The sequence below is a fragment of the Desulfovibrio legallii genome (assembly GCF_004309735.1).
GTDB classification, from domain to species: domain Bacteria; phylum Desulfobacterota; class Desulfovibrionia; order Desulfovibrionales; family Desulfovibrionaceae; genus Desulfovibrio; species Desulfovibrio legallii.
This window is the reverse complement of the sequence record NZ_SIXC01000002.1, coordinates 239862-263101: the sequence shown is the minus strand read 5'-3', so window position 1 is coordinate 263101 and position 23240 is coordinate 239862. Positions and strand designations below refer to the sequence as shown.

Here is a 23240-nt window from a genome sequence, read left to right as displayed (position 1 = left end):
AAACGGTCCCGCGGGGGCCGATGGCGGGAGGAATTTTTCATGCCTTACAATCCCAACATGCGCGTTCTTGTGGTTGACGATTTTTCCACCATGCGCCGTATTGTTCGCAACATCCTGCGCCAGATCGGCTTTCAGAACGTGGTGGAGGCCGACGACGGCACCTCCGCATGGGAAGTCCTCAACAGAGAAAAGATAGACTTCATCGTTTCCGACTGGAATATGCCCCAGATGACCGGCATTGATTTGCTGCGCAAGGTTCGCGCCAGTGAACAATTTGCAAATATACCGTTTCTTATGGTCACGGCGGAAGCCCAGCAGGAAAATATTATTGAGGCGGTGCAGGCCAAGGTGTCCAACTACATCGTCAAGCCTTTCACCGCTGATACCATGAAGCAGAAAATTGACAAGATCTTTGCCTGAGCGGGGCGCGACCATGACGCGGCGATGCAGGGGCAAGACGCCGTCCTGGTGTGCGCGGGCTGCCGCGACGGCTCAGGGCCCGGGAGGGGCGCGTGGCTGCAAAAACTGACGTGAAAACCGCTCCGGACACGGAAGCCCTGCAGATGGATCTGGGGCCTGACCCCGTCCGCCGCAAGGTGGAACTGGACCTGGACGACGCCCCCTTCCTCAAATCGGAAGAAAAAATGCCGGCTGTGGCCGCAAGCCAGGCCGCGCCCGCAGTGCCGCAAGACGGTGCGGCCCCGCCCAAAAAACGCTCTTGGCGGCTGGCGGCGGCGGTGGCCGGGCTGCTGGTTCTGATCGGGGCGGGCGCCGCCTGGCGGCTCTGGCCGCGCACCCCGCCGCCTCCACCGGCGGAGGCCGTCAAGCCAGAGGTAGTTGTGGTGCCCCAGACGCCCACGGCCCAGATGCCCCAGGACCAGGTCAAAGAGCTGGCCCCTTTTGTGGTGCCGCGCGCTGACGGCGACGGTACGGCCTTTCTGATCTGCAAGTTTTCTGTGGTCTACAAAAATCCGGCCCTGGGCGCGGAATTGGACCGCAAAATGGTTTCCCTGCGTGATGCCCTCTACTTCTACCTGGGCAGCAAGACGGACGCCTTTCTGCTCAACGCCGACAACGCCCCCACCATCAAGCGGGATCTGACGGAAGTGCTCAACGACTACCTGACCCAGGGGCAGGTTACGGACATTTTGCTGGAAAGTTATCTCAATTCATAAGCCTTTGCCGTGCCGCGCACGGACCGGACGGCAAGGCGGGAGGCCGGCATGAGCGTTGACGCTACCGTGGCCGTGCTGTATGCCCAAACCGGTCTGGCCACGTCTTTGGCCAATGCCGCGGCGGTGGCCCCGCAGGCTTCCGCCGCCATGGCGCGCGTGCTGGCGGCTGAAATGGCCCGGCAGGAACAGCGCCAGATCAACAAGAGCGAACCCGGCGCTAAAATGTCGCTGGAGGCCGAAGCCCGGGAGGGCGGCGGCAGGCCCGGTTTTGCCACCAGACGGCGGGCCCGGGCGGCCCCGGCCACGGAAGAAGAGCCGGCCCCCGCTTCGCCCCTGGTGGGCAATTTTTTGAATCTTAAGGTATGAATACAACCCTGCTGCTCGTCCTGACGGGCGTCTTCTCTCTGTTAGAGCTGGCCATTCTGGGCGGCGTGCTGTTCTTTTATCTGCGGCTGCGCCGTTCGGAAACGCTCATCAATACCCTTCAGGGCAACCAGCAGAGCCTGTTGCAGCGCATTGAGATGAACGCCCGCCTGGAGCGCGAAATCGTAGGCAGCTTTGCCCAGCGTCAGGCCGAACTGCGTGACCTGGACGCCAAGCTGGAAGCACGCGTCCGGGAGCTGCGCCGCCTGTTGGAGCAGGCCGAAGGCATCAGCCGTTCTCCCCGTTTTTTGCGCGAGATTATCCTCAATGGCCGCAAAAAAGGTCTTTCTCCCCGCCAAATCGCCAAAAACGCCGGTTTGAGCCTGGACGAAGTGGAACTCATCCTCGCCCAGGAAGCGGGTGCGGACTGAGGCGGCGGCGTTTTCAGGTTCATTCCATTTTTGCATTGTTCTGGCGACTGCGTGCGCAAAACGTCCGTCACGCAGGCGTAAGCGCAAGGTGTTTGCGCTGGTAGGTGCCGGAGTGCGCGTAGCACTACCAGTGCAGAATGTATACTCTCAAAGTTTCAATGTGCTGACGCGCAAGGGCGCGCAGACGGGATTGTCCGTCTGCGCGCCCTTGCGCTTTAGAGCAGTTTACGAATGAAATGAGTTAATTGCTCTGCAAGGATTTTCTTGAAAATCCTTGCCACGAAATGCGAGAAGGCAGGCTTTTGCCTGCCGTAAGCGGGCATTTCAAGTGTTAAATACTCTAGAGTCGGCTGGTGGCTACCATTCTTCGTCGGGCGGCAGTTCCGGCGGTACAGCCACAGAGGCCGTATGGATACGCCGTCGACGGGGCGCTTCGGGCGTGGCGGCCGGGGGAGGCTGTCGGCGCAGGGCAGGTTCGGGCAGGCTGTTGTAGAGCGCCCAGAAGGCCGGATACAACTCCGTCATGACGCCAGGATTGCCCAACTTGCGGTGGGGGCGGGCGCAGGCGGCCAGAGCCAGGCCCAGAGCCCAGACCGGCGAGGGGGCGTTCCAGGGGGTTTCCTGACCATATTGTTCTTTTTTGCACAATCGGCCGTCATCTCTCAGGTCGCAGCCCGCTGCGCGCAGAAAACTTTCCACCTCGGCGGGGTCCACGCCGCCGGACAGGGCGGGCAGACGAACTTCGCCGCCGCGCAGGGCCGCACAGGCGGCCAGGGCCAGGGGCAGCGCCGCCCAGTCCGCAGGGAAGTGGACCGGCAGGGCCGCAAGATCAAAAACGTGCACGGGGACGGCGTTTTGGGCAACAATTTCGCCGTGTTCCTTGCGGGTATCCTGGCGCAAGTCCAGGCCCAGAGCCTGCAGCAAATCCCAGCCGGCCACGGCTGCGGGCCAGCGGGGCCACAGGCCGGTGAGCCGGGCGCTGCCGCCCAAAGCCAGGGGCAGGGCAAGCAAAAATACGGCCAGTTCCGGTTCCAGCGGCAGTTCGGGGCTTTCGGGAAAATTCAGGGGGCCGGGGGTGACGCGCACCCTGCCGCCATCGGCCTGCACGGCGGCGCCGGCCGCACGCAGCACGGGCAGCACGCGGGCCAGGGCCGTGGCCTGGTCCGGGTGGGCGCTCAGGTCCACCAACAAGGGGCGTTCATAGCCGGGCGCGGCCAGCAGCAGGGCCTCGGCCAGCTCCACGGGCACGTCCGCGGGCAGGGTAAAGGCGTCCGGCAGCAAGCCGGAACACTCCAGCCGCACGGGCAGGCCCGTGCTCTTGGGCACGGCGTGCACCATGCGCGCGCCCAGGGCAGGCAACACATGGCGCAGGGTGGTGAAATCCGCCAGCTTCAGACCAGAGCCGCCTGTGATTTTGACTCGGGAGGGCCGGCCCAGATAGTGCCCCAACAGCAGAAAAAAGTTCCAGGCGCTGTCGCCCGCGTGCAGCACTTTGTCCGGCGTGCCCAGGGGGGCAGCCTCACGGGCCAGCACGCCGTCGTCCGTACGGGTAAGGGCGGCCCCGGCCTGGGTAAGCATCTGCACGCAGTCCACAATGGGGTCGTTCATAAGGCAAGGGGCCAGACACAGGGGCCGACCGCTGGTCGCGGCCAGAAACAGCCATGCACGGGTTACGCGGCAGGCCAGCGGGGCGGTGCAGTCCAGCTTCACAGGCCGCGCGGGCGGCGCCAGGTTGAAGGCCGTGCGGGGTGGCTCCGGGCGCTGGTCTGCGCCGTTTTCCTGCGCGTCCGGGGCCACTGGCCGGGGTTGAAAGACCACTTCCTGCATCAGAGAAAAAAAGTGGCCGGTCAGGCGTGGGTCACGGCTTACGCGGGCCGCGGCGGCCTCCCATGATTCACGCAGAAATTTTTCTTCGGCGGGCTCCAGGCGGGGTTTGTCGCCCCGCATGCGCGTAAGCAGATTGTGGCGGCGCAGCAAGAGCCGCAAAATGTCGTGGTCAAGGTCGCTGACCACCTCGCGCAAGGGGCGGCGGGGCCGCGCATCACGCTGTTCGGGGTTCCGGCGCGGCGTGCGCCCTTCATGAGAGTGCTCGGTCATATGCAATTGTCCAAAAGGATGAGGTGGGTGGGCGCCGGCAGGCATAAGCCCGTTCGGCTGCTGGCCGCGCACCCAGTAAAAATTCGGGGCGTGGGGGCTTCCCTTGTCTGCGTAAGCGTGTTAGCCTGAATCGACTTCTCTGGCAAGGTCTGTGGCGTGTCCGTGGCCCTGCGGAGGGCTGTTGCGGCCGGTATGGGCCCCGGTACGGGGCGGCAGTGCCACGTCACTGCGACAGGGCGGTGACGGCCACGTGGCGGCGGTATTAAATGTTTTTTTCACAAGATTTATAACCATGGAGAATTTAATATTTTTTTTGCGCAACGCGCGAATGTTTTCACGAAATTTTTCCGGGGGGTCTTGACGTAGATGCCAAGGGCTTGTTACTAATTGCGCAAGCCATACGCCCTACCTTCGTTGCGGAGGCGCTCGGCTGACCCCCGGCGTGACGGATTTGCTTTGCGCCTCGCCGAACCCGGCGGGTTTTCTGTAACACTTTTACGAGTTGGAGGACACATATGCCGACGTTTGTCGATCCGTCCAAATGCGACGGCTGCAAGGGTGGCGAAAAGACGGCCTGCATGTACATCTGCCCCAACGACCTCATGATCCTCGACCCTGAGGAAATGAAGGCCTACAACCAGGAACCGGACGCCTGCTGGGAATGCTATTCCTGCGTCAAGATTTGCCCTCAGGGCGCCATTACGGCCCGCCCCTATGCGGACTTCGCGCCCATGGGCGGCACCTGTATCCCCATGCGTTCGGCCGACTCCATCATGTGGACGGTCAAGTTCCGCAACGGCAACGTGAAGCGCTTCAAGTTCCCCATTCGCACCACGCCTGAAGGCTCCATCAAACCTTACGACGGCCGCCCCGAAGGCGCCAACCTGGAAGACGAGCTGCTGTTCACCGAAACCGCGCTGGCCACTCCCAAGGAAGCCTTGAGCAAAAAGTTCGATGTGTCGGAAGCCGACAAGGTCTTTACCTGCAAAGAACACGGCCGCTAGGCTTTTGCAACAGCAAGTGCGAAAGGAGAAATCACTATGCCTATGATTCCCGTGAAGGAAGTGAATAAGGGCGTTGCCATTGCCGAACCCGAAGTCAAAGAACATGCGGTTGATCTGCTCATCGTGGGCGGCGGCATGGGCGCTTGCGGCGTGGCCTATGAGGCCGTGCGCTGGGGCGACAAACATGGCCTGAAAATCATGCTCTGCGACAAAGCCGCGCTGGAGCGTTCCGGCGCCGTGGCCCAGGGCCTTTCGGCCATCAACACCTATCTGGGCGAAAACTCCGCCGACGACTATGTGCGCATGGTCCGCACCGACCTTATGGGCCTGGTGCGCGAAGACCTGATCTTCGACGTGGGCCGCCACGTGGACGACTCCGTGCATCTGTTTGAAGATTGGGGCCTGCCCTGCTGGATCAAGAGCGAAGACGGCCACAACATGAACGGCGCCGACGCCAAGGCCGCGGGCAAATCCCTGCGCAAGGGCGACAAGCCCGTGCGTTCCGGCCGCTGGCAGATCATGATCAACGGCGAGTCCTACAAGTGCATCGTGGCCGAAGCGGCCAAGAATGCCCTGGGCGAAGACCGCATGATGGAGCGCATCTTCATCGTGAAACTGCTGCTGGACAAAAACACCCCCAACCGGGTGGCCGGCGCCGTGGGCTTTAACCTGCGCGCCAACGAAGTGCACATCTTCAAAGCCAACGCCATCATGGTGGCCGCTGGCGGCGCGGTGAACGTGTACCGCCCCCGCTCCACCGGTGAAGGCATGGGCCGCGCCTGGTATCCCGTGTGGAATGCCGGCTCCACCTACACCCTGTGCGCGCAGGTGGGCGCCGAAATGACCATGATGGAAAACCGCTTCGTGCCCGCCCGCTTCAAGGACGGTTACGGCCCCGTGGGCGCGTGGTTCCTGCTCTTCAAGGCCAAGGCCACCAACTCCAAGGGTGAAGACTACTGCTCCACCAACAAGGCCATGCTGAAGCCTTACGAGGACCGCGGCTACGCCAAGGGCAACGTCATCCCCACCTGCCTGCGTAACCACATGATGCTGCGTGAAATGCGCGAAGGTCGCGGCCCCATCTACATGGACACCAAGACCGCCCTGCTGAACACCTTTGCCACCCTGAGCGAAGAGCAGCAGAAGCACCTGGAATCCGAAGCGTGGGAAGACTTCCTTGACATGTGCGTGGGCCAGGCCAACCTGTGGGCCGCCACCAACACCGCGCCTGAAGAACGCGGCTCCGAAATCATGCCCACCGAGCCTTACCTGCTGGGCTCCCACTCCGGTTGCTGCGGTATCTGGGCCTCCGGCCCGGACGAAGCCTGGGTGCCGGAAGACTACAAAGTCAAAGCCAGCAACGGCAAGGTCTACAACCGCATGACCACCGTGGAAGGCCTCTTCACCTGCGCCGACGGCGTGGGCGCTTCCGGCCACAAGTTCTCCTCCGGCTCGCACGCCGAAGGCCGCATCGCCGGCAAGCAGATGGTGCGCTGGTGCCTGGACCACAAGGACTTCAAACCTGAGTTCAAGGAAACGGCCGACGAGCTGAAAAAACTCATCTACCGTCCTTACTACAACTATATGGAAGGCAAGGCCGCTTCCACCGACCCCGTGGTGAACCCCAACTACATCACGCCTAAGAACTTCATGATGCGCCTCGTCAAGTGCACCGATGAATACGGCGGCGGCGTGGGCACCTACTACACCACCTCCAAGGCCCTGCTTGACACTGGCTTCTATCTGCTTGAGATGATGGAAGAAGACTCTGAAAAGCTGGCCGCCCGCGACCTGCACGAACTGCTGCGCTGCTGGGAAAACTACCACCGCCTCTGGACCGTGCGTCTGCACATGCAGCACATTGCCTTCCGTGAGGAATCCCGGTACCCCGGCTTCTACTACCGTGCGGACTTCATGGGTCTTGACGACAGCAAGTGGAAGTGCTTTGTGAACTCCAAGTACGATCCCGCCACCGGCGAGACCAAGATCTTCAAGAAGCCCTACTACCAGATCATCCCTGACTAGTCAGGCGGCACTGAAACGACACTGGGGCGGCCGCAAGGCCGCCCCAGACTGCTGACGGGTCGGCGCGATGCGTGCCGTCGGCCCGCGCCGCCGGGCGGTCGCAAGACCGCCCCTTTTCACGGCGCAGCGGGGCCTCACGGGCGGCGTTTCCACTTTCCGCGGCGGGAGGCCTTTTCCTTCTTTAGCCGCTATGCAACAACGCAGGAGGATATCCAGGATGTCCAATGCCATTCTCGTCGTGGGCGGCGGCTTTGCGGGCCTCACAGCCGCCATTGAAGCGGCGGAACTGGGGCACGACGTCTTCATCGTCGAAAAGTCGCCCTGGCTGGGCGGCCGCGTGGCTCAGCTCAACAAATATTTCCCCAAACTCTGTCCCCCCTCCTGCGGGCTGGAAATCCAGTTCCAGCGCATCAGGAATAACCCGCGCATCAAATTTTTCACCCAGGCCCAGGTGGTGGGCTTTGTGGGCGTCAAGGGCGATTACAAGGTGCAGGTGCGCATTGAACCGCGCCACACCGCGCCCCACAATGTGGATTTCAGCCTGCTGGCCTCCAGTCTGGAAGGCACGACCCCCAGCGAGTTTGACCTGGGGCTCGGCAAGCGCAAGGCCCTCTACAAGGCCATGCCCTTTGCCTTTCCCGCACGCTACACCCTGGACACGCACACCCTTTCCAAGGCCGATACGGCCCGGGTGGCGGGGGCCCAGTTCCTGGACCTGGCCGAAAAGCCCCACGAGGTGGAGCTCAGCGTGGGCGCTGTGGTGGTGGCCACGGGCTGGAAGCCCTATGACGTGACCCGCCTCAGCAACCTGGGCGCGGGCAAAGTCAAAAATTGTATTTCCAACATGCAGTTGGAGCGTCTGGCTTCGCCCTTCGGCCCCACGGGCGGCCGTATGGTGCGGCCCACGGACGGGCGGCAGCCCTTGCAGGTGGCTTTTGTGCAGTGCGCGGGCTCGCGCGACCAAAACCACCTCAACTACTGCTCCTACATCTGCTGTATGGCCACACTCAAGCAGTGTCTGTATCTTTCGGAGCAGAGCCCCCAGACGCAGATCACCGTCTACTACATCGACCTGCGCGCCCCTGGCCGCTACACCAAGGTGCTGGAAAAAGTCCAGGCCTTGCCCAACGTGCATTTCGTCAAGGGCAAGGTGGCGGACGTGGTTCAGGCCCCCGGCGACATGGTGCGGCTTACGGCCGAAGACGCTGTGCGCGGCGAGAAAATGACCCTGGATTATGATCTGGTGGTGCTGGCCACGGGCATGCAGCCTTCGCTGGCCGGTGAGGACGCGCCCTTGCCCCTGCCTCTGGATGAAGACGGCTTTATTGCGGGCGGCGAAGAGGCCGGCATTTTCGCCGCCGGTTGCGCACGCATGCCCCTGGATGTGATGCGCTCCGCGCAGTCCGGCACAGCCGCCGCCTTGAAGGCGGTGCAAACGGTGAAAGGGAGGTAGGCGGCATGGCCGGTAAAATTGGCGTCTATTTTGACCAGCAGAACATCGGCGGCGGGCTGGATGTGCCCGCTCTGGCCGTACAGACTGGAGAAAAGTGGGGCGACCTCACGCCTGTGGTTAAGGTTGTTCCCGTGCTGGCCGCGGCCGTGGATGAAATCAGGGCTGATATTGAAGCCCAGGGCCTGGACGGCGTGCTGCTTTGCGGCGCTTCGCCCCGGGTGGATGCGGATATCTACCGCCTGCCTGTGCAGGTGGAGCATGTGAACCTGCGCGAACAGTGCGTGCTGGCCTATAAAAATCCGGACAAGAGCCCGGTGGACCTGAGCCAGGGCGCGCCCGCGCTGCTCACTCTTATGGCTCGCGACTATATCAATATGGGCGTGGTCAAACTGCAGAAAAGCTCGGTGCCCGATTCGGCAGCCATCACCGGCGTGCAGCGTGTGCTGGTCATCGGCGGCGGCTGGACGGGCCTTACCGCCGCAGCCGAAGCGGCGGCCACGGGCTACGAAGTGGTGCTGGTGGAAAAGAGCGAGAAGCTCGGCGGCGCGGCCAACAATATCCCCATGGCGTCGCCTCTGGCCTCGCCCTGGACGGACAAGCAGCCCACCAACCTGGAAACCAGGATCGCCGAGGTTACGGGCAACGCGCGCATCACCGTGCACTGCAACGCCCGTATGGAAAAACTGGAAGGCCAGCCCGGCGAATTCAAGGCCACCATAGCTACCCAGAGCGGCCCCGTCAGTGTGGACGTGGGCGCGGCGGTGCTGGCCACGGGCTGGGTGCCCCTGGATCAGAAATATCTGGAGCCCATGGGCCTGGGCAAAAGCCCTAAGGTCATGGACGCCGCTACCTTTGGCAAGCAACTGGTGGCTGGTCAGGTCAGCGCGCGGCGTATCGCCTTTGTGCTGGACGTGAGCCTGGCCGAGGCGGCAGTGCGCAAGGCGGCGGAAGAAGCCGCCGCGGCCCCCGCCCCGGAGGAGACTCCCAAGGCCGCCCCGGCAGAGGGTGACAATGCAGAAAAGGCCTTTGTCAAAGAAGACCTGGAAACTTTCCGCCACCTTACCTACTCCAACGCCGTCAACAGCGTGGGTATGCTGCGTCTGGCCAATACGGTCTGTGAAAAGACCAACGACGCCTGCCAAACCTTTATCCTTTATAAGGATATGACCGTCCCCGGCATCCTCGAGCGCTTCTACAAGAAAATGCAGGACCGCCTGGGCGTTATGATGACCAAGGCCGACGTGACCGCCGTACGTGAAGCCGGCGACCACATGGTGGTGGAGTGCAAAAACACTTTGCTGGGCATGGATTTTGACCTGGACGTGGACCTGGTGGTTCTGCCCACGGGTCTGGTGCCCACCACGGCCAAGGACGTGACGGTCAACTTCGACTACCGCCAGGGGCCGGATTTCCCCGACCTGCAGTTGTTTGACGGCTTTGCCGACTCCAACTACATCTGCTTCCCCTACGAAACCCGGCGCACGGGCGTGTATGCGGCCGGCTGCGTGCGGCAGCCCCTGACCATGGACGCCTGCGAAGAAGACGCCCGCGGCGCGGTGCTCAAGGCCGTCCAGTGCATTGAGGCGGCCAGCCACGGCGTGGCCGTGCATCCCCGTTCCGGCGACCTTTCCTACCCCGTGTTCAACTTTGTGCGCTGCACCCAGTGCAAACGCTGCACAGAGGAGTGCCCCTTCGGCGCTCTGGACGACGACGAAAAAGGCACGCCCAAGCCCAATCCGGCGCGCTGCCGTCGCTGCGGCACCTGTTTCGGCGCGTGCCCGGAGCGCGTCATCTCCTTTGCCAACTACAATATCGACCAGATCGGCTCCATGATCCGCGAGGTGCAGGTGCCCAAGGACTTCAAAAACGAAGGCCCCCGCATCCTCATCCTGGCCTGCGAAAACGACGCCTACCCGGCTCTGGATATGGCCGGGGCGCGGCACAAGACCTGGAGCCCCTACTGCCGCGTTATCCCGGTGCGCTGCCTTGGCTCGGTCAACGCCATCTGGGTTTCCGACGCCATGAGCAAAGGCTTTGACGGCGTTATGCTGCTGGGCTGCAAATACGGCGACGACTACCAGTGCCACTTCGTCAAGGGCTCTGAAATCTGCTCCCGCCGTAAGGAAAACATCGCCGAGACCCTCAACCGTCTGGGCGTGCAGCCCGAACGGGTGGAGCAGCTTGAAGTGGCCATTGACGAATACGACACGGTACCTGACCTGATCGACGGTTTTGTGGACCGCATCATGGCCCTGGGCCCCAACCCGTTCAAGGGCATGTAGGAGGATGGCAGCAATGGCACAATGCACAATCAAACCTGATATGGAGTTTGTCAGGGCGCTGGAAGAAGCGGGGGGAGAGTCCCTCAAAAAGTGCTACCAGTGCGCCACCTGTTCTGTGGCCTGCCCGCTTGCTCCGGCCAACGCGCCCTATCCGCGCAAGGAAATGGTCTGGGCCTCCTGGGGCCTCAAGGACAAGCTCCGCGCCGATGTGGACCTGTGGCTCTGCCACAACTGCGGCAACTGCGCGGACCTCTGCCCCCGCGGCGCGCGCCCGGCCGACCTTATGGGCGCGGCCCGCAACGTTATCTATAAGGAACTGACCGAGCCCGTGGCCGTAGGCAAGCTCATGAGCAAACCTTCGGGCCTGCCCGTGCTCTTCGCCATCCCGGCCCTGCTCTGGCTGGTGGTCTGGTGGATCCGCGCCGGCTTCAACGGCGGCAACTGGTTCCCCCGCGCCGCTGACGGACGCATCGTCTTCGGCCAGATCTTCTACGGCGACTACACCATTGACCCCATCTTCATGCTCACGTTCTTCGGCGCGGTGTTCATCCTGGCGCGCGGCGTCATGAAGCTCTGGGCCCTGTTCAAACCCGAAGGCAAGCTGGCCGTCATCGGTAAGACCAAATGCTGGCTCTGGCACCTCTGGGATGTGCTCTGGGATGAAATCATCACCCACCGCCGCTTCGACGACTGCGAATCCGGTCCCGATACCGGCAAAGAAACGCCCAACCGCAAGTGGGGGCACTTCCTCCTGGTCTGGAGCTTTGCCATCCTGGCCTGCGTCACGGCCATCGTGGCCCTGGGGCACTGGGGCGGCAAGGTCATCCCCCTCATCAAGATCGAAACGCCCATGCCCCTCACCTTCCCGGTGAAAATTCTGGCCAACCTGGGCGCGCTGCTGCTGCTCTGCGGCCTGGCCGTGCTCACTGCGCGGCGCGTGCGGCTCAACCCCAAATACCAGGCCTCCAGCTGGTACGACTGGTACCTTCTGGGCATTATCTGGCTGGTGGCCGTCACCGGCATCCTGTCCCAGTGCTTTCGCCTGGCCGACGCCGTGGTGCCCGCCTTTCTGGTCTATTATCTGCACCTGGTGTTTGTCTGGATGCTTTTCGCCTACCTGCCCTGGTCCAAACTCGGCCACTTTGTCTACCGCACGGCGGCCCTGGTCTATGTGCGCATGTACGGCAGAAGCTAGAAGGTAACCTTGTGGCGCGGCCCCGGTCCGCCGGGGCCGCCCTTGCGTACCGCGTTGTACAGAATAATTTCGATCTCCGAGGAGGAGGCCGCCATGTCCGATACGTCCCGTAAAGTCTTTCCTGTGGAGTCCGTCCTGGCCCTGGTCGTGGGCAAGGAAGACGTGGATATCAAAGAAATCGCCGGTTTCGTGGCCGGGCGCTCCATTGAGTGTGATTGCTGCGCCAAGGCCGTAAGTCCTTTTGCCGCCGCCTGGCTGGCCCGCTGGTTCCCCAAGTTTATGGATCTGGACTGGGCCGAAGGCCAGTCCTGGGATGGCTTTGTGAGCGCCGGCCGCAGCCTGCTGGGCGACAATGTTTCCCTTACCTGCATGGACGGCCGCACCAAGGCTCTGGTGGACCAGGCCCTGGATACCCTGGCCGATACCTATAAGAGCATGGCCGCCCAAACGGCCGCCGCTTCCGCCCTTGAAGAGCGCGTGCGCGCCCTGGAGCCCGCTGAGGCCCGCGCCGAAGCCCTGACTAAAAAGGTGGATGAGCTGGAAGCCAAAATCAAAACCATGAACACCGATATGGGCGGCCTGCGTCGCCAGGTGGCCGAATTCCAGGGCAAGGTGGCCGTGAGCCACGATGATCTCATGCAGACCATCAAAGACGCCATCAAGGACGGCCTCAAGGGCATGGTTGTGGGCGGCGCTGCCGCCGGCGCGGCCGGCGCGGCCGCTGAAGAAGCCGCACCCGCCGCTGAAGAAAACGCCGTGCCCGATGATTTCGGCTTCGGCGCTTCTGGTGCAAACAACGACGGCTTCGGGTTTTAAAAGGTTTTTATGGGGGAAGGGGAACTTTTGTGAACAAAAGTTCCCCTTCCCCCATACCCCATCCCTTCAAAAAACTTTTTTACTCAGGGTGCGCAACAGGCGTCCCCTGAGTTTTTTTGTGCAACTTCCAAATGTCGTGGAGGCGTCACGGCCTTGCCACGCACGCCCCGCATGTTCTCCCCAGGTACTGTGGCAACCAGTTCAGGGGCATTGCAACTTTGCAATACCCTGGCGGTTGCATAAGCAGACGCCCGCCGTGAAGGCGCAAGCGCAATGTACTTGCACTGTTAAGCGCCGGAACGAGCGTGCCGTAAACTTTGAGGGTACATATTCTCAAAGGTAATCTGCTAGAGCGGTTTACGAATGAAATGAGTTAATTGCTCTGCAAGGATTTTCTTGAAAATCCTTGCCACGAAATGCGAGAAGGCAGGCTTTTGCCTGCCGTAAGCGAGCATTTCAAGTGTTAAATACTCTAAGATAAGGAGGAGGAGCATGCCCGGCAGCATAGAAATTCTGTCACCGGCGCCGCAAGGCGCGCCCCTTGAACCGCGCCGCCCCCGGCGGCTGCTGCGCGCCCTGGCGCGCCGGTTTACCGCCCTGGGTCGGCTGCAAAAAGCCGCCGAGGGCCTGCCCCGTTGCGGCGACGCCCCCGCCTTTGCCGCCGCCTGCCTTGCGGCCCTGGATGTGCGCGTCCGCAGTGAGCCCCACGCCCTGGAGCGCATCCCCACCCAGGGTCCGCTGCTCCTCTACGCCAACCATCCCACAGGCGCGCTGGAAGGTCTGGTCCTGCTGGCCCGCTGTGGCCGTCTGCGTCCGGACCTGAAGATTCTGACCACCGCCACCCTCGCCAGTCTGCCCCAACTGGCCCCCCTGGCGCCGCGTCTGCTGCCCCTGGACCTTTCCCCAGGGGCGGCCGGCGCGGCCAATGCCGCCGTACTGCGCGCCGCCCTGCGCCATTTACGGCGGGGCGGTGCGCTGGGCATCTTTCCCGCCGGGAAGGTGGCCCGCTGGTCGCCCGGCGCGGGTGTACGTGAACAGCCCTGGTCCCGTCTTCTGGGTCTGCTGGCCGCCTGCCCTGGCACGCACTGCCTGCCTCTGCGGTTCACTGCCCGCGTCAGTCCCGCCTTTCTGCTCGCCACCCAGTTCAGCGAAGCCTTGGGCACGGCCCTTTTGCCGCACGTTCTGGAGCGCCAGCGCGGCAGTCTGGTCCACATGCGTGTGGGCCGGCCGTATAAAGCCGAATCCCTGCGCGCCCTTAGCCACGCCCAACGCACCCTCTGTCTGCGTCTGTTACAGGAGTCTCTTGTCCCTGCGCCAGTGGCCCGCGAGCGTGCCGTATCTCCGGCCCCTTTGGCCGCGCCCGTTGTTCAGGAGGATTTTATGGCCGCGCTGGCGGCCCTGCCCCAGGACCGTGTACTGGCCCGCGAAGGCCGCTACAGCGTTTATCTGCTCCTCGGAGCGGAATCCCCCGTACTTCTTGATGAACTGACCATGCGCCGCGAAGAAGCCTTCCGCGCTTTGGGGGAAGGCAGCGGCAAGGCCCGCGATACCGACCGCTACGATGCCGCCTACGCCCATCTAGTGTTGGTGGATGAAGAGGCGCAGGCCTTGGCCGGGGCCTACCGCGCCTGCCTGGTCCGGTCCGACGYGGCCCACAGCGATAGCGCCAAAAATCTCTATACCGCTGCGTTGTTCCGGTATAATCCGGAATTTTTTCGCCACTGCGGCAATGCCCTGGAGCTGGGCCGCGCCTTTATCCGCGCCGCCTACCAGCGCGACTACGCCCCCTTGCTCCTGCTTTGGAAGGGCATAGGGCAACTGGCCCTGCGCAGCGGTGCGCGCACCCTCTTTGGTCCCGCCAGTATGGGGCTGGACTACAAGCCTCAAAGCGTGGATCTGCTCTGCAACTATCTGCGCCGCAACCATTGGCACGCGCCCCTGGCAACCCTGGTGCGCGGGCGCAAACCCCGGCGGCCCGCCGTGGATACCCCCTTTGTGCGCCAAATGGCCTATGCCGACATCAATGCCCTTGTCCGGCACATGGAAAACGGCCGCAACCTGCCCATCCTCTTCAAACACTACCTGCAACTGGGCGGACGCATTGTCGCTTTCCACCAGGATGCCGCCTTCGGCACCCTCGACGCCCTCCTGGTGGTGGACCTGCGCACTGCCCCAGAGCGCTTCCTGCGCCGTTACCTCGGCGACGAGGGCTTCCAGCGCCTGCGCGATGGCATCGTGTACGAGAAATGATGGTGGGGGGAAGGGGGACTTTTGTGAACAAAAGTCCCCCTTCCCCCCACACCCCCCCAACCCTTCAAAAAACTTTTTTATTTAGGGTAGGCAACAGGCGTCCCCTGATTTTTTTGTGCATCTGCCAAATGTCGTGGAGGCGTCACGGCCTCGCCTCGCGTGCCCTGCATGTCCTCCTCAGATACTGTGGCAATCAGTTCAGGGGCATTCCAATGTTGCAATGCCCTGGCTGCTGGCTGGTCAACCCGGCTGCGTAGAGATTCCCCCAGCATATTAAAAAGCCCCATGCACGAGATGCGTGGGGCTTTTTACTATGCTGGGGCCAGTAAAGAATTATGACCGGTAGTCCGAGTTGAGCGTCACATATTCGTGCCCAAGATCCGAAGCCTGGAGGGTATAGGAGCCGGGACCGTCGCCCAGGGATATTTCCACGGGGATGTCCTTGGCCTTGAGGCGTTCGGCCAGGAGGTCTTCTTTATCGTCGTTAACGGGGCGTCCCTGGCGGAAGCGTTCCACACCGCAGAGCGTCAGGCCCACCTGAGTGGGGTCAAAGGACGCGCCGCTGTAGCCCACAGCAGTGACAATGCGGCCCCAATTGGCGTCGCCTCCGTAAATGGCGGTTTTGACCAGTTGGGAATGCCCCACGCTGCGGGCCACCAGGGCGGCGTCGGCCTCGCTGGCCGCGCCGGTGACGGTAATGTGGATGACCTTGCTGGCGCCTTCGCCGTCCATGACCAGCATATGGGAAACCGTGCCGAGAATGGCGGTGAGGGCCTCCTCCAGTTGGGCCAGGTCGCGGGCGGAGCGGACGGCCACGCCGGAGGCCCCGTTGGCCAGGCCCAGAATGGTGTCGTTGGTGGAGGTGTCGCCGTCCACGCTTACGCGGTTAAAAGTCTGTTCCACGGCGCGGTGGAACATGGCCTGCCAGGGGCCGCGCTCCACATCCGCGTCAGTGAGGGCCACGCAGAGCATGGTGGCCATGTTGGGGCAGATCATGCCCGCGCCCTTGGCCATGACGGTGAGGCGCACCGCGCCGCCTTCCATCTGGAGTTCGCGGCTGGAAAATTTGGGAAAGGCGTCCGTGGTCATGAAGGCGCGGGTAAAGCCTTCGGCATCGCGGCTGCCCAGGCTTTTGACCAGGAGGGGAACGGCGTCGAGCCAGAGGTCCATTTTGAGGTGCGCGCCCACGACGCCGGTGGAAAGGGGCAGGATTTCTTCCACCCTAAGGCCCGTAAGCCCGGCCACCATAGCCTGGGTGGCACGGCAGTTGGCCAGGCCTTCTTCGCCGGTGCAGGCGTTGGCCTGCCCGGAGTTGGCCAGCACGGCGCGGGCCGTGCCGCCTTGGGCCAGAATTTCCTGGCAGACCAGCACAGGGGCGGCCTTGAAGACGTTTTGGGTAAACATGCCCGCCAGGGCGGCGGGGCGGTCAGACACGATGAGGCCCAGATCGTCGCGGTTCTGGGCCTTGAATCCGGCAGCCGCGGCGCCGGCCTTGAAGCCTTTGGGCAGATCGTCCTGCATGGCCGTCTCCTGTATCTGGCGGCGGGCAGCGGGCGATGTCGGCGCGGCATGCTCCGGATGCGGCCCCCAGGGGGAAGAAAAGTTTGAGAGAAGGGGTATGGATAGGGGGGACTTTTTTGCAAAAGCCCCCCCGTATCGTTCAATCAGCCTAATGCCGCGTTGCCGTTAGGCGGTACGGTTTTTCTGGATTTCGTCGGCTAGGGCCTGGGGCACGCGTTCATAGTGGTCAAACTGCATGGTGAAGGTGGCGCGGCCCTGGGTGCGGGAGCGCAGATCCGTGGCGTAGCCGAACATGGAGGCCAGGGGCACCTGCGCGCGAATGCTCTGCGCGCCGCCGGCGCGGGCTTCCATATTCTGGACGCGGCCGCGGCGGCCGTTGAGGTCGCCCATGACGTCACCCAGGTATTCCTCAGGGGTGACCACTTCCACGTCCATGATGGGCTCCAGCAGCACGGGACCGGCTTTTTTCATGGCGTCCTTGATGGCCATGGAACCGGCCACATAGAAGGCCTGCTCGGAGGAGTCCACCTCGTGGTAGGAGCCGAAGACCAGGTTGACCTTCACATCCACCACGGGGAAGCCCGCCAGCACGCCGGACTTGAGGGCGTCCCGCATGCCTTTGTCCACAGCCGGGATGTATTCTTTGGGAATGACGCCGCCGGAGATGGAGTTGACGAATTCGTAGCCCTTGGTGGGGTTGGGCTCCACCTCAATGACCACATGGCCGTACTGGCCGCGGCCACCCGACTGCTTGGCGTACTTGAGGTCGGTCTTGGAGGGCTTGGAGATGGTCTCGCGGTAGGCCACCTGGGGTTTGCCCACATTGGCGTTGACGTTGAACTCGCGGGTGAGGCGGTCCACAATGATTTCCAGGTGCAGTTCGCCCATGCCGGCGATGAGGGTCTGGTTGGTTTCCTCGTCGCCCTTGACGCGGAAGGAGGGATCTTCCTTGGCCAGCTTGTTGAGCGCGGCGGAAAGGGCGTCGCGGTCGGCCTTGGTTTTGGGCTCAATGGCCACTTCAATGACCGGTTCGGGGATGTTCAGCGATTCCAGAATAACGGGGCGCTTTTCATCACAGAGGGTGTCGCCGGTGGAGACGTTTTTGAGGCCCACCAGAGCCACAATATCGCCGGCGCCGGCCCACTTGATGTCCTCGCGCTTGTTGGCGTGCATCTTGAGGATGCGGCCGATGCGCTCCCGCTTGCCGGTATTGGCGTTGTACACGGTCATGCCCGATTCCAGAAAGCCGGAATAGATGCGGAAGAAGGAAAGGTGGCCGATGAAGGGGTCGGAAAAGAGCTTGAAAAGCAAACCGGCCAGGGGTTCCTTGTCGTCGCAGTGGCATTCGATGAGCTGGTCTTCCTTGTCGGGCACATGGCCGGTCATGGGCGGAATATCCACGGGCGAGGGCAGATAGTCCACCACGGAATCCAGCAGGGGCTGCACGCCCATGTTGCGGAAGGCCGAACCGCAAAGCACGGGCACAATGTTGCGCGCCACAGTGGCTTTGCGGATGCAGGAGACGATTTCTTCTTCCGTAAGGGTTTCGCCGCTGAGGTACTTATCCAGCAGCACTTCGTCCTCTTCGGCCACGGCTTCCAGCATTTCGTGGTGCTTTTCGTTAAACAGGTCCTTCATGTCGGCGGGGATGTCTTCCACGCTGAACTGCGCACCCTTGGTGGTTTTGTCAAAGCGGATGGCATGGCCGCGCACCAGGTCCACCACGCCTTCAAATTTGTCTTCAGAGCCGATGGGCAGCTGCAGGGGCACGGCCTTGGCGCCCAGGCGGTCGTGGATCATCTGCACGCAACGGAAGAAATCGGCGCCGATGCGGTCCATCTTGTTGACAAAGCAGATGCGGGGCACATGGTAGCGGTCGGCCTGACGCCACACGGTTTCAGACTGCGGCTCCACGCCTGCCACGGCGTCAAAGACGCAGACGGCGCCGTCCAGGACGCGCAGGGAGCGCTCCACCTCAATGGTGAAGTCCACGTGTCCGGGGGTGTCGATGATGTTGATGCGGCAGTCTTTCCAGAAGCAGGTGGTGGCGGCGGAAGTAATGGTGATGCCGCGCTCCTGTTCCTGCTCCATCCAGTCCATGGTGGATGCGCCGTCGTGCGTTTCGCCGATCTTGTGGTTGACGCCGGTGTAAAAAAGGATGCGCTCGGTGGTCGTGGTTTTGCCGGCGTCAATATGGGCCATAATGCCGATATTGCGCTGTTTGTCTACAGGAACAGTGCGGGACACGGTGTTTCCTCCATACTGCGGATGCGGTGAGGTCCAAAACCGACGCCGCTTCCTTGCGGATGCGGCGTCGGACGGGATCTGCGGACGAGTTGGCGGGCCTCCTACCAGCGGTAGTGAGAGAAGGCCTTGTTGGCGTCGGCCATGCGGTGGGTGTCTTCACGCTTTTTCACCGCGCCGCCGCGGCCGTTATAAGCATCCAGCAGCTCGGCGGAGAGCTTGGCGGTCATGCCTTTTTCACCGCGCGAACGGGCGTAGTTGATGAGCCAGCGGATGGACAAAGAGATCTGGCGTTCCGGGCGCACTTCCATGGGCACCTGGTAGGTGGCGCCGCCCACGCGGCGGGCCTTCACTTCCATGTGGGGCTTTACGTTGTCCAGGGCCTTTTCAAAGGCGCGCATGGGGTCTTCACCGGTCTTTTCGGCCAGATGCTCCAGCGAGCTGTAGAAAATCTTTTCAGCGGCGCCCTTTTTGCCGCTGTACATGAGCCGGTTCACAAATTTGGTGACCATACGGCTGGAATACAGCGGATCGGGCAGCACTTCCCTCTTGGGAACAGGACCTTTACGGGGCATGGGGTTTCTCCTTCATGCTTGGCTGCGGCGTCACCAACCCCGCGCCGCGCCGGCGCGCCGCTTTCGCGGGCTGCCAGGCGCGCCGCATGGCGCACGCCGGATAAAATGCACTACTTGGGCCGTTTGGCGCCGTACTTGGAACGACTCTTGCGACGATCCGCCACACCGGAGGTGTCCAGGGTGCCGCGCACAATGTGGTAACGCACGCCGGGCAAGTCTTTGACACGGCCGCCGCGGATGATAACCACGGAGTGTTCCTGCAGGTTATGGCCTTCGCCGGGGATGTAGGCCGTCACTTCAATGCCGTTGGTCAGGCGCACACGGGCGACCTTACGCAGGGCCGAGTTAGGCTTTTTAGGGGTGGTGGTGTACACGCGGGTGCACACGCCGCGGCGCTGCGGGCAGGCCTGCAGGGCCGGGGTCTTTCTGTGCTTGACCACCGCCTTCCGCTCAATGCGGATAAGCTGGTTAATAGTGGGCATGCTTCCCTCCATGGGAATGGTTTGAGCGTATGATAACGCCTTTAAGAGGACAGGACATAGCCTGTCGCGCCGTCGCTGTCAATGGCAATTGTGCGCGACAGGGGCGGGATTCCGGCTTCAACGACAAATTTTGCCAGCGATTTTTTACAGATCTGTTTCAGCGCGGCACCGAAGCCGAAAAAAAATTGATGACCAGCACGCCCGCGATGATCAGCCCCAGGCCCAGGCAGGCGGCCAGGTCGAGCTTTTGACCAAACAGAAAAAGTCCCACCAGAGAAACCAGCACAATGCCCACGCCGCTCCAGATGCCATAAGAAATGCCCATGGGCACCACCTTGAGCACCTGCGCCAGCAGCCAGAGCGAGGCCGTATAGCCCAGCCCCGCGGCCAGGGTAGGGAGCAGGCGGGTCATGCCGGCGGACTGTTTGAGGCAGGCTGTGGCGGCCACTTCCAGAAGAATGGCCGCGCCCAGTTGGCAATAGGCGGTGACGGCGGGGCTCATACGACGGCTTCTTTGGGGACGGTCCGTTTTCGTTCAGGGCAGACCTGGCGCGCCCCCTGCGGGAAAAAATTTTTTGAAGCATGGAGCGTGGGAGGAAGGAAACATCTGTTCGCCACAGGCTCCTTCCCCCCACAAGAACCTTTTCCCTAGCCTTCGGCCAGGGCTTCGGCAAAGCGGGCGCGCAGGGCCTGCATCTTGCTTTTGGCGTCCAGCAGGCGGTCGGCGTTCTGGCGTTCCCGTTCCACCACGGCGGCGGGGGCGCGGCTGACGAAACTTTCGTTGCTCAATTTTTTGTTGGTGGTTACCAGATCTTTTTCCAGCTTGGCCAGTTCTTTGTCCAGTCGGGCCAGTTCGCCGTTGAGGTCCACCGCGCCTTTAAGGGGCACGATGACCTGGCAGCCTTCCACCACGGCCGAGGCCGAGGCTTTGGGGGCGTGGGTGGCGGCGTCTACGGTAAGGCCTTCCAGCCGGGCCAGGGTCAGCAGACATTGGCGGTTGTTTTCCAGCAGTGCGGCCTGGGCGGCGTCCACGGGGTGGAGCAGCAGGCTGACCTTGTGGCCGGGGCTGATGCCCAGCTCTGCCTTGATGGTGCGCACGGCCACAATAATGCTCTGGAGGCATTCCATGCGCCGGGCTTCGTCGGGCCGCAGACAGGCAGGTCTGGGGGCGGGCCAGAGCTCTGTGGCCAGATCCGTGGCGCTTTGCCCCAGGGGCTGGGGCAGGGCCGTCCAGATTTCGGCGGTCACAAAAGGCATGATGGGGTGCAGCAGCACCAGAATTTCGCGCAGGGCGAGCCAGAGCACATATTGGGCATGGGCCTTGCGCGCCGCGTCTTCGCTCTGCATATCCGGTTTGATGAGCTCCAGATACCAGTCGCAGAATTCGTTCCACAGGAATTTGTAGCCCAGTTGTGCGGCGTCGTTGAAGCGATATTCCGCAAAGGCCCGGTCCATTTCGTCTTTGACGGTCTCCAGACGATGGAGCAACCACTGGTGGTGCAGGCCCGGCACGCTTTCCGGGGCCACGGGAGCCGGGGCGGTTTCCGGCAGATTCATGAGGGCGAAGCGGGCCGCATTCCAGAGTTTGTTGACAAAGTGGCGGTAGCCTTCAATGCGTTCTTCGGCGAGGCGGATATCCCGTCCCATGGCCGCAAAGGCCGTGAGGGTGAAGCGCAGGGCGTCGCAGCCGTATTTGTCGATCATCTCCAGAGGATTAATGACGTTGCCCGTAGATTTGGACATTTTGCGGCCTGTGGCGTCGCGCACCAGGGCGTGCAGGTAGACGTGGGCAAAGGGCGGTTTGCCCATGAAGTGGAGGCCCATCATCATCATGCGGGCCACCCAGAAGAAGAGGATGTCGAAACCCGTGACCAGTACGGACGTGGGGTACCAGCGCTGCAGTTCTTTGGTGTCCTGCGGCCAGCCCATAGTAGAAAAGGGCCAGAGCGCGGAGGAGAACCAGGTATCCAGCACGTCTTCTTCCTGGCTCAGATTGGTTGCGCCGCATTTGGGGCAGATGGAGGGGGCTTCTTCGGCCACCACCAGCTCGCCGCAGGCGTCGCAGGTCCAGGCCGGGATGCGGTGTCCCCACCAGATCTGACGGCTGATGCACCAGTCGCGGATGTTGTCCAGCCAGTGGTAGTAAGTCTTGAGCCAGGTTTCGGGGAAAATCTGCGTGAGCTCCGGCACGGCCTTGCGGGCGGCCGGGGCCAGTTTGGTGGCGGCCACGAACCATTGCCTGGAAACGTGCGGCTCCACCACTGTATGGCAACGGTAGCAGTGCCCCACGGCGTGCTCCAGCTCCTCCACGCCTTCCAGCTGCCCGGCGGCTTCTATGTCGGCCACGATATTTTCGCGGCATTGGGCCTTGGTCAGCCCGGCATAGGGGCCGGCTTCGGCCTTCATGACGCCGTTTTCGTCAATAACCTGCAGAAAGTCCAGGTTGTGGGTCTTGCCCAGCATCCAGTCGTTGTGGTCATGGCAGGGCGTCACTTTGAGCGCACCGGTGCCGAACTCCCGGTCCACATAGGCATCGGCGATGATGGGGATCGCGCGCCCCAGCACGGGCACCAGGGCTGTTTTGCCCACCAGCCCGGCGTAGCGTTCGTCTTCGGGGTGGACGCAGATGGCTGTGTCGCCGGGGATGGTTTCCGGCCTGGTGGTGGCGATGGTTACAGAGCCGGAGCCGTCCGCCAGGCGGTAGCGCACCTTCCAGAGCTTGCCGCGCTCCTGTTCGTGCTCCACCTCGTCGTCGGCCAGGGCCGTGTGGCAGCGGGAGCACCAATTGATAATGTAGTCGCCCCGGTAGATGAGCCCTTCGTTGTACAATTGCACAAAGACCTTACGCACGGCGGCGGAAAGGCCTTCGTCCATGGTAAAGCGCAGGCGCGTCCAGTCCACGGAAGCACCCATGGCGCTGATCTGCTCCAGGATGCGGTGGCCGTAGTCGGCCCGCCAGGCCCAGACGCGCTCCACAAAGGCTTCCCGCCCCAGATCCTGGCGGGTTTTACCTTCTTTAGCCAAGGCGCGCTCCACCACGTTTTGTGTGGCAATGCCCGCGTGGTCCGTGCCCGGCACCCAGAGCACGTTTTTGCCCTTTTGCCGGGCGTGACGGCAGAGTACGTCAATGAGCGTGAGGTTAAGGGCGTGGCCCATATGCAGCGCGCCCGTGACGTTGGGCGGCGGAATGACGATGGAGTACGCCTCGCCCGGCGCGTCGGGGTCGGGCGTAAAGGTTTTGTTTTCTTCCCAGTGTTTGCGCCACCGGGCTTCCACGCCGTGGGGCTCGTAGCCCTTGGGGAGCGTATCCGCCATCTTGCATTCTCC

At 62.7% G+C, this 23240-nt stretch carries 18 protein-coding genes; 11 read left to right on the top strand and 7 right to left on the bottom strand.

All coding sequences use genetic code 11. The annotated features are described in order from the left end of the window. Positions 1 to 39: 39 nt before the first annotated feature. The 4 genes from EB812_RS02305 (at position 40) to EB812_RS02290 (ending at position 1969) form a co-directional block, all read left to right on the top strand. A complete protein-coding gene (locus EB812_RS02305; protein WP_118230248.1) occupies positions 40 to 420 on the top strand; it encodes a chemotaxis response regulator CheY in 381 nt (126 codons plus the stop codon). Positions 421 to 512: 92 nt separating this feature from the next. Next, a complete protein-coding gene (locus EB812_RS02300; RefSeq protein WP_118230249.1) occupies positions 513 to 1175 on the top strand; it encodes a flagellar basal body-associated FliL family protein in 663 nt (220 codons plus the stop codon). 48 nt (positions 1176 to 1223) lie between these two features. Then, a complete protein-coding gene (locus tag EB812_RS02295) occupies positions 1224 to 1541 on the top strand; it encodes a hypothetical protein (RefSeq protein WP_118230250.1) in 318 nt (105 codons plus the stop codon). Continuing rightward, positions 1538 to 1969, top strand: a complete 432-nt coding sequence (locus tag EB812_RS02290; RefSeq protein ID WP_118230251.1) for a hypothetical protein — start codon at positions 1538 to 1540, stop codon at positions 1967 to 1969. The genes EB812_RS02295 and EB812_RS02290 overlap by 4 nt, the downstream gene beginning before the upstream one ends. A gap of 357 nt (positions 1970 to 2326) precedes the next feature. Here EB812_RS02290 and EB812_RS02285 read toward each other — a convergent pair whose 3' ends face one another. Next, on the bottom strand, positions 2327 to 4066 hold the full coding sequence (locus EB812_RS02285) for a 3-phosphoshikimate 1-carboxyvinyltransferase (protein ID WP_118230252.1): 1740 nt from the start codon (positions 4064 to 4066) through the stop codon (positions 2327 to 2329). A 515-nt stretch (positions 4067 to 4581) separates the two neighbouring features. Here EB812_RS02285 and aprB point away from each other — a divergent pair. The 7 genes from aprB to EB812_RS02250 all read left to right on the top strand — a co-directional run bounded on the left by aprB (position 4582) and on the right by EB812_RS02250 (position 15091). After that, on the top strand, positions 4582 to 5070 hold the full coding sequence (aprB, locus tag EB812_RS02280) for an adenylyl-sulfate reductase subunit beta (RefSeq protein WP_118230253.1): 489 nt from the start codon (positions 4582 to 4584) through the stop codon (positions 5068 to 5070). A 36-nt stretch (positions 5071 to 5106) separates the two neighbouring features. Further along, positions 5107 to 7095: an adenylyl-sulfate reductase subunit alpha gene (gene aprA / locus EB812_RS02275; RefSeq protein WP_130957776.1), complete on the top strand. Its 1989-nt coding sequence runs from the start codon at positions 5107 to 5109 to the stop codon at positions 7093 to 7095. Positions 7096 to 7312: 217 nt separating this feature from the next. After that, complete coding sequence (locus EB812_RS02270) at positions 7313 to 8548, top strand: CoB--CoM heterodisulfide reductase iron-sulfur subunit A family protein (protein ID WP_118230255.1); 1236 nt, start codon at positions 7313 to 7315, stop codon at positions 8546 to 8548. Between the two features lie 5 nt (positions 8549 to 8553). Beyond that, on the top strand, positions 8554 to 10830 hold the full coding sequence (locus EB812_RS02265) for a hydrogenase iron-sulfur subunit (RefSeq protein ID WP_118230256.1): 2277 nt from the start codon (positions 8554 to 8556) through the stop codon (positions 10828 to 10830). A 13-nt stretch (positions 10831 to 10843) separates the two neighbouring features. Next, positions 10844 to 12025, top strand: a complete 1182-nt coding sequence (gene qmoC / locus EB812_RS02260) for a quinone-interacting membrane-bound oxidoreductase complex subunit QmoC (protein ID WP_118230257.1) — start codon at positions 10844 to 10846, stop codon at positions 12023 to 12025. A gap of 93 nt (positions 12026 to 12118) precedes the next feature. Beyond that, positions 12119 to 12841, top strand: a complete 723-nt coding sequence (locus EB812_RS02255; protein WP_118230258.1) for a DUF4200 domain-containing protein — start codon at positions 12119 to 12121, stop codon at positions 12839 to 12841. A 492-nt stretch (positions 12842 to 13333) separates the two neighbouring features. After that, positions 13334 to 15091: a lysophospholipid acyltransferase family protein gene (locus EB812_RS02250; protein ID WP_130957775.1), complete on the top strand. Its 1758-nt coding sequence runs from the start codon at positions 13334 to 13336 to the stop codon at positions 15089 to 15091. A gap of 333 nt (positions 15092 to 15424) precedes the next feature. Here the strand turns inward: EB812_RS02250 and argJ are convergent, their stop codons facing one another. From argJ to EB812_RS02220, 6 genes are all read right to left on the bottom strand, one after another. Further along, positions 15425 to 16612, bottom strand: coding sequence for a bifunctional glutamate N-acetyltransferase/amino-acid acetyltransferase ArgJ (gene argJ / locus EB812_RS02245; protein ID WP_130957774.1), 1188 nt, complete (start codon positions 16610 to 16612; stop codon positions 15425 to 15427). A 165-nt stretch (positions 16613 to 16777) separates the two neighbouring features. Then, positions 16778 to 18859, bottom strand: coding sequence for an elongation factor G (fusA, locus tag EB812_RS02240; RefSeq protein ID WP_130957773.1), 2082 nt, complete (start codon positions 18857 to 18859; stop codon positions 16778 to 16780). A gap of 101 nt (positions 18860 to 18960) precedes the next feature. Further along, the gene (gene rpsG / locus EB812_RS02235; protein WP_118230262.1) at positions 18961 to 19431 is read right to left on the bottom strand and encodes a 30S ribosomal protein S7; all 471 of its coding nucleotides are present in this window, start codon (positions 19429 to 19431) and stop codon (positions 18961 to 18963) included. 110 nt (positions 19432 to 19541) lie between these two features. Continuing rightward, a complete protein-coding gene (gene rpsL / locus EB812_RS02230; RefSeq protein WP_118230263.1) occupies positions 19542 to 19913 on the bottom strand; it encodes a 30S ribosomal protein S12 in 372 nt (123 codons plus the stop codon). Positions 19914 to 20070: 157 nt separating this feature from the next. Beyond that, positions 20071 to 20415: an SMR family transporter gene (locus tag EB812_RS02225; RefSeq protein WP_118230264.1), complete on the bottom strand. Its 345-nt coding sequence runs from the start codon at positions 20413 to 20415 to the stop codon at positions 20071 to 20073. 146 nt (positions 20416 to 20561) lie between these two features. Continuing rightward, positions 20562 to 23228 carry a valine--tRNA ligase gene (locus tag EB812_RS02220; RefSeq protein ID WP_130957772.1) on the bottom strand — a complete coding sequence of 889 codons (2667 nt, stop codon included), beginning with the start codon at positions 23226 to 23228 and terminating at the stop codon, positions 20562 to 20564. Positions 23229 to 23240: the final 12 nt, after the last annotated feature.

Coding starts and splice junctions, on each gene's coding strand:
- aprA (WP_130957776.1), top strand. CDS start 5,107: ATGCCTATGATTCCCGTGAAGGAAGTGAATAAGGGCGTTGCCATTGCC.
- EB812_RS02265 (WP_118230256.1), top strand. CDS start 8,554: ATGGCCGGTAAAATTGGCGTCTATTTTGACCAGCAGAACATCGGCGGC.
- rpsL (WP_118230263.1), bottom strand. CDS start 19,913: ATGCCCACTATTAACCAGCTTATCCGCATTGAGCGGAAGGCGGTGGTC.
- argJ (WP_130957774.1), bottom strand. CDS start 16,612: ATGCAGGACGATCTGCCCAAAGGCTTCAAGGCCGGCGCCGCGGCTGCC.
- rpsG (WP_118230262.1), bottom strand. CDS start 19,431: ATGCCCCGTAAAGGTCCTGTTCCCAAGAGGGAAGTGCTGCCCGATCCG.
- EB812_RS02220 (WP_130957772.1), bottom strand. CDS start 23,228: ATGGCGGATACGCTCCCCAAGGGCTACGAGCCCCACGGCGTGGAAGCC.
- EB812_RS02255 (WP_118230258.1), top strand. CDS start 12,119: ATGTCCGATACGTCCCGTAAAGTCTTTCCTGTGGAGTCCGTCCTGGCC.
- EB812_RS02305 (WP_118230248.1), top strand. CDS start 40: ATGCCTTACAATCCCAACATGCGCGTTCTTGTGGTTGACGATTTTTCC.
- EB812_RS02225 (WP_118230264.1), bottom strand. CDS start 20,415: ATGAGCCCCGCCGTCACCGCCTATTGCCAACTGGGCGCGGCCATTCTT.
- EB812_RS02290 (WP_118230251.1), top strand. CDS start 1,538: ATGAATACAACCCTGCTGCTCGTCCTGACGGGCGTCTTCTCTCTGTTA.
- EB812_RS02285 (WP_118230252.1), bottom strand. CDS start 4,066: ATGACCGAGCACTCTCATGAAGGGCGCACGCCGCGCCGGAACCCCGAA.
- EB812_RS02295 (WP_118230250.1), top strand. CDS start 1,224: ATGAGCGTTGACGCTACCGTGGCCGTGCTGTATGCCCAAACCGGTCTG.
- aprB (WP_118230253.1), top strand. CDS start 4,582: ATGCCGACGTTTGTCGATCCGTCCAAATGCGACGGCTGCAAGGGTGGC.
- qmoC (WP_118230257.1), top strand. CDS start 10,844: ATGGCACAATGCACAATCAAACCTGATATGGAGTTTGTCAGGGCGCTG.
- EB812_RS02270 (WP_118230255.1), top strand. CDS start 7,313: ATGTCCAATGCCATTCTCGTCGTGGGCGGCGGCTTTGCGGGCCTCACA.